At 50.2% G+C, this 6,082-nt stretch carries 6 protein-coding genes and 1 pseudogene; 2 read left to right on the top strand and 5 right to left on the bottom strand.

What is annotated here, in order from left to right; genetic code table 11:
• Window positions 1–247: 247 nt before the first annotated feature.
• A complete protein-coding gene (locus tag Q0986_RS20385) occupies window positions 248–1,357 on the bottom strand; it encodes an S-(hydroxymethyl)glutathione dehydrogenase/class III alcohol dehydrogenase (protein WP_299414996.1) in 1,110 nt (369 codons plus the stop codon).
• An 85-nt stretch (window positions 1,358–1,442) separates the two neighbouring features.
• Window positions 1,443–2,111, bottom strand: a complete 669-nt coding sequence (locus Q0986_RS20390; protein ID WP_299414998.1) for a Mo-dependent nitrogenase C-terminal domain-containing protein — start codon at window positions 2,109–2,111, stop codon at window positions 1,443–1,445.
• 157 nt (window positions 2,112–2,268) lie between these two features.
• Here Q0986_RS20390 and Q0986_RS20395 point away from each other — a divergent pair, with 157 nt between their 5' ends.
• Window positions 2,269–3,741 (top strand): DEAD/DEAH box helicase family protein, encoded by a 1,473-nt coding sequence (locus tag Q0986_RS20395; RefSeq protein WP_299415000.1) that lies wholly within the window; start codon window positions 2,269–2,271, stop codon window positions 3,739–3,741.
• A 44-nt stretch (window positions 3,742–3,785) separates the two neighbouring features.
• Here the strand turns inward: Q0986_RS20395 and Q0986_RS20400 are convergent, their stop codons facing one another.
• The 3 genes from Q0986_RS20400 to Q0986_RS20410 form a co-directional block, all read right to left on the bottom strand.
• On the bottom strand, window positions 3,786–4,226 hold the full coding sequence (locus Q0986_RS20400; RefSeq protein ID WP_299415002.1) for a VOC family protein: 441 nt from the start codon (window positions 4,224–4,226) through the stop codon (window positions 3,786–3,788).
• A gap of 96 nt (window positions 4,227–4,322) precedes the next feature.
• Window positions 4,323–4,751, bottom strand: a complete 429-nt coding sequence (locus Q0986_RS20405) for an MAPEG family protein (protein ID WP_299415005.1) — start codon at window positions 4,749–4,751, stop codon at window positions 4,323–4,325.
• A gap of 208 nt (window positions 4,752–4,959) precedes the next feature.
• A complete protein-coding gene (locus Q0986_RS20410) occupies window positions 4,960–5,853 on the bottom strand; it encodes a LysR family transcriptional regulator (RefSeq protein WP_299415007.1) in 894 nt (297 codons plus the stop codon).
• A gap of 18 nt (window positions 5,854–5,871) precedes the next feature.
• Here Q0986_RS20410 and Q0986_RS20415 point away from each other — a divergent pair.
• A pseudogene (locus Q0986_RS20415) lies at window positions 5,872–6,082 on the top strand (hypothetical protein); the annotation flags it as partial.

Below are 6,082 nucleotides of genomic sequence, written 5' to 3' on the forward strand. Positions count from 1 at the left end.
GGTAAAGATGATGAATCTTTTCAAAGGGGCTACTCCAAGGGCTGGCCCACAGGGAGATTTCCAGTTTTTATCTCGTTAGAGTGATGAAAGAGCGATAAGCAGGTCTGCTATGGATGGTTTCAGGCTAGATCATTTTGAATCATCAACAATGGATCAGAATCAATACCATCTTTAAATGAAGGTTTGATGTTTATTGCATCTGCTAAGACCAATGGATTGGCAGTATTTACTCACTGCAGTAATGGCACTAAAAGTTGATAACGCTCCGAATCGATTCGCCCTTATGCATTAAGTCAAAAGCATCATTGATTTTGTCTAAGGGCATGGTGTGGGTGACCAGAGAATCGATATCGATCTTGCCATCCATATACCAATCGACAATCTTAGGCACATCCGTGCGTCCTTTGGCGCCCCCGAAAGCCGTACCTTTCCAAACCCGTCCAGTCACTAACTGAAAGGGGCGGGTACTGATTTCTTGGCCCGCACCGGCAACCCCAATAATGATGCTTTCTCCCCAGCCTTTGTGGCAGCATTCTAGGGCTTGGCGCATCACCTCAACATTGCCGATGCACTCAAAGCTATAGTCGGCCCCGCCTTTCGTTAGATCAACCAAATAAGGGACTAAATCCCCTTCTACCTCTTTAGGATTCACGAAATGGGTCATGCCCAATTTCTCTGCCAGAGGTCGCTTGGCGGGATTGAGATCGACTCCAATAATCATATTGGCCCCCACTAGGCGGGCCGCTTGGATGACGTTAAGGCCAATACCGCCTAAACCGAAGACGACCACGTTGGCCCCCGGCTCTACTTTGGCTGTATTAATGACCGCGCCGATGCCTGTGGTGACTCCACAACCAATCAAACAGACCTTATCAAAAGGAGCATCTTTGCGAATTTTGGCTAGGGAAATTTCAGGCACCACGGTGTAGTTGGCAAAGGTGGAGGTGCCCATATAGTGAAATAGCGAATCCTTGCCCAGAGAAAAGCGGCTAGAGCCATTGGGCATGACCCCTTTGCCCTGGGTGGAGCGAATGGCCTGACAAAGGTTGGTTTTGCCACTTAAGCAATATTCACAGGTTCGGCACTCGGGCACATAGAGCGGGATCACATGATCGCCCGGCTTCAGGGATTTGACCTCAGGTCCGACTTCAACGACAACACCTGCGCCTTCATGCCCCAGGATGGCAGGGAACAATCCTTCAGGATCAGCACCTGACAAGGTATAAGCATCGGTATGGCAAACCCCCGTCGCCTTTATTTCCACTAAGACTTCTCCAGCCTGGGGACCTTCTAAATCCACTGTCTCAATGCTGAGGGGCTGTCCGGCTGCTTGGGCCACCGCTGCTTTGACCTTCATCTCGGCTCTCCTAAGGGGTACGCGTTTTTCACTATACGCGCTCTCAGATTCAGTCGATCAACAGGTTTACAAGTTTTACCAACCGCTAGATATAGGAGGAGACATCCTCTTTACACTCATCGGCAAGGTAAGACAATGCCTTAAAGCGAAGACCCACTAGCTGCTCATAAAGGGGGTTAAGCTTACACATGGGAGGAATATGTACCACCTTCTTGCCAAAGAGCGTAATATCCCGCTCAAAGGGACATTGGGAGGGAATCATTTTGCACAAGAATCGGGCCACTTCCGGGTCTTGAATATCTAAACCATCCAGCCACTGGCGCACGGGCTTGAGGGGATCGCGGGGCTGTTTTTCAGTGGGTTTCGGAGCACCACCGATCGCTTCACCATCTAGGGTGAGTCGTAGAGAGTCAACGGCTGTGAGCTGGACCCGCAGGGCCTTGGCAAAGGTCTCTAGAACTTGGTCTTCGGAACTAGAATAAACCCCATCGGCCAGCGCCACCATCACCGCAGTCCGCAAAAAGTTTTCGGCTACTTTGGGATTGTCGCCTAAGCCATCGGCAAGCTCTTCTGGGGAGATGGGTTTAAAGGAATCGTTCTCTAGATCAGGGGTCAGCTCATTCGCCACCACTTCTTCAATCAGGGACTGTTCCTGAGGATCAAATTTGCCATCAGACCAGGCAATGGTCATTAAACCTCGGAGCCAGGTGGAGGTCTGATCCGCTGTGAAAGTAGATTGTGAGCTAGTTGTCATAACGTTTCTCAGAAGTAGGTCACCAAAGGATTCATTGCTAAGTGCCGCTGCTCACTGATTGTAACCTCTGCGAACCAAGGATGCTCGCTGTTGCCGATACTCTCCTGGTAAGTTGGAAGAAGGGCACTCGACCGACAGCACACTTGGGCATTTTTCAATGGCGCGCAAGCCTACCTTAACCTACGATCGCGGTACGCTTATTTTGCACCCTCCGCCCAAGGGAAAAGATTGGCTGGACTATGCCACCTGGGATGATCGGGTAGAGCGATTTCGGGTGCCTGCGATCGCATACCGCTCCCTCCTAACAGCAACGCAAATCACTGATCCGCGTTTGGTGGATCAGGCCAAATCCTATGAAGCTTTAGAGCTGACTCCCAGTTTGCAAATGGAGCCCTATCTTCATCAGCAAGAGGCGCTAGAGGCTTGGCAGCAGCACCGTCGAGGGGTTGTGGTTTTGCCGACTGCCGCCGGTAAAACCTATTTGGCTCAATTGGTGATTCAGGCGACCCAACGCAGTACGTTAATCGCCGTCCCAACGCTGGATTTAATGCACCAGTGGTATGCCCATTTGGTGGCTGCTTTCCCTGATGCGGAGATTGGGTTGCTAGGCGGTGGGTCTCGCGATCGCACCCCAATCCTGATTTCCACTTACGACAGTGCCGCTATCCAGGCCGAAAACCTGGGCAATCGCTATGGTCTACTGGTGTTCGACGAATGCCACCATTTACCCAGCAGCTTTAATCGGGTGATTGCTGAATATGCCATTGCTCCCTATCGATTGGGATTAACGGCTACTCCAGAGCGGAGTGATGGTAAGCATGAAGATTTAGATAATCTAATTGGTCCAACGGTGTATCGTCGTTCAGCCGAAGAGCTGTCTGGCGTCGCCTTAGCCAAACATAAAACCGTCCAAATTCAGGTCAAGCTTTCCACCCAAGAACGAGAGCGATATGACGAGCTGATTCAAACTCGTAACCAGTTTCTCCAATCTGCTCGTATTTTTCTGGGTAGCCTAAAGGGGTGGCAACAGTTTGTGCGTGAAAGTGCTCGCTCCAAAGCCGGGCGGAGAGCCATGTTAGCCCATCGTCAGGCCCGTGCGATCACATTCGGGACGGAAGGCAAACTCCGTATCCTTGCCGATCTTCTTGCTCAGCACCACCCCGAGCAAACGCTTATTTTTACGGACGACAACGCCACCGTCTATCGAATTTCCCAAGACTTTCTCATCCCAGCCATTACCCATAAAACCCCGGTCAAAGAACGCCATGATATTTTGCAGCGGTTTCGTTCAGGAGAGTATCCGACCCTGGTGGCTTCTCGGGTCCTGAATGAAGGGGTTGATGTGCCAGAAGCTAGCGTTGCGATTGTATTATCGGGAACGGGATCAACACGAGAGTATGTGCAGCGATTGGGGCGGGTGCTGCGCAAAGGCAAAGATCCCAGTAAGTTAGCGCTTCTCTATGAAGTTATTGCTGAAAATACGAGCGAGGAAAATACCGCTCGTCGCCGTCAGCCCAAACGGAAAAAGGGACAGCTATCCTTAGTGCCGGAGCAATATTCAGCGGTAGAGAAACCTATCCCTCGGGCAGCGGAAAAGAAGACGGATGGGGCACAGAAGCCAGAGGCATGATCGGTGTGGCCATCTGGTTTAGTTAGAGAGCACTCATTGAGTCGCTAATTTTCGGGGTCACAGCGGATTTCGAGTAAGAAGCCGTCGGGGTCATAGAAGTAGATGCCGCGCCCTGTCGGTCGGGTGACTGGACCTTGGGCGATCGCAACTTGATTCGCCTGTAAAACCTGTACAGCTTCATCGAAGGCGTCGGGGGCAATGTCAAAGGCCAAGTGATTGGCGCGGGTAAACTGCTGTTCTGGGTCTGGATTGGGGGGAGATAAATCTGGCTCCCAGAAAAGGTCCAAAACCCACCCGTCGGGAGTGACGAAGTTACTAATTCGTCCTTGTTTTACAAGTTCGACTAGGGTTTCTGGAACTTCAGCCCCCGTCAACTCATGCAGGCCCAAAATAGTGCCATAAAAATGCCGGGAGGCTTGCAGGTCTTTGACATTCAGGGCAAAGTGATGGGTTTTGCGCAGCTTGCCTTGGGGTAATGCAGTCATATCCGTACCAAACCTACTCTGCAATTTGAGGTGTATTCTCTTTTTTCAATTTTGACGTATTTGTCTGAGAATTCTCAGTCATTTTGGGGACAGGTATTAGGCGCTACCGAGATATTGCCAGCCTGCTCGCAAAATCATCAACCATAGGGCGACGGCAGCGGTTAGATAGAGATAGAACCGCAGCAAAATTCGGTTAATCGTGCAGTGAACCAGGCTATGCAAAATGCGAAAACCCGCAAATATCCAAGCTAAGAGCATATAAAATCTATCAACTTGGCTAGTAATGAATAGGTAGTTGCCGAGAGCGTAAAACAGCACGGGTAACTCAAAAAGATTTTTGAGATTGTCTGAAGGATTGGAGACGCTAGGTGGAGAGATGCGGGCAAATTCTAGGGGCCGCATTTTTTCAGGGGGGAAGTTGTTTTGGATGATAAAGGGAATACGACGGGCATACATATAGATCCAGACCGTCAACGTTAGTAAGAACATCACAAAAATTGGGGCAAAAATGGCCTGTTGATTCATGGTTTATGGTCTCCATAAGCGAAAGGGGCATCAATGAAGGTTCGATAGTTCATAGAAAACTCAGAAGCAAGTTGGGCTGAAGCGTCTCAGTGCATCACACCAAGACAGAGCTAGGGCTCTTTCAAACTCAGCTTAGGCGTCGTACCCGATAGTGACCAGTCCTCGATTGGGTACTGTTTCATCGCTTGGTTCGCATGATTGCTTTGAGTTAAGTAGATGGTGTAGGGCAACGCCCTTCTAATAAGTCCTGTTTTTGCTGAAAGGCTTTGGACATACAGTCCATAAAGGTTTGGATACGTAATGTTGAGATTAGATCCTTATGGGTCAAAATCCAGACGTCATGGCAGGGGGCACTCTGACCGGGGGGGACTCGTTTTAGGGTGGGTTCTGGATCGCCTAAAAAACAGGGAATACGGGCAAGTCCCAGGCCGGCTTTGGCTGCGGCGAGTTGTGCGATCGCATTATTGAATCGCCCCCGCACCGGAATATGGGGAAACTCACTTTTACGTACCCAGTCTGGATAGGGAGTTGGTGCATCCCAACCAATCCAATAGGCCCCTTCCGTATTCTCGGGCAGTGCATGAGTTGCCAAATAATCTACAGATGCATAATTGGCACAGTGATAACACCCCACTTTTCGCCCCACCAAATGCTCAGGCGGATTTTCGGTGACTCGAATGGCAACATCCGCTTCCCGTTTGGTGAGGTTATAGACCTCATAGGAAATCAGGACTTCCAAGTTCACCTCTGGATAAGTCTCCATAAAGCAGACCAAATCTGGCATGAGAAAATGAACTGCTAAAGCATCCGGCATGGTGACACGGAGATTGCCCCGTAGCTGAATATCTTGCCCGAGGATATGGCGTTCAATCCCATTCATTTCGTCCTCGACCCGAGTAGCTGCTGCCAGTAGCTCTTCCCCCGCTAAGGTCAGAGCATAGCCGCTCGGCAACCGATCAAAGAGGCGTGTTTTCTGGGTGGATTCAAAGGCATCAATTCGACGTGTGATGGTGGAGTGGTGAACCCCCAGCTTGGTAGCAGCAGCCCGAGCCGATCCTTGACGGGCAATCGCTAAAAAGATTCTCAAATCATCCCAGTTCATGATTCCTTTGGTGCATTTATGCAACGACAGGGTGCTTATTTTGGGCTTCTCAATGCAGGAATGATTACATACTATCGAAGGGAAGCCAGTTGGCACCATCAACCGCTTGGGGTTGATCTTGCCTGCCTGTATAGGAGCATCATCATGGCGAATGTGACCGTATATCGAACCATCTATGCCTCCCTCGAAAAGGTTTGGGAGAGTTGGGATGACTTTGGCAATATCTACC

It is taken from the genome of Acaryochloris sp. IP29b_bin.148, from assembly GCF_028285565.1.
Taxonomy (GTDB): domain Bacteria; phylum Cyanobacteriota; class Cyanobacteriia; order Thermosynechococcales; family Thermosynechococcaceae; genus Acaryochloris.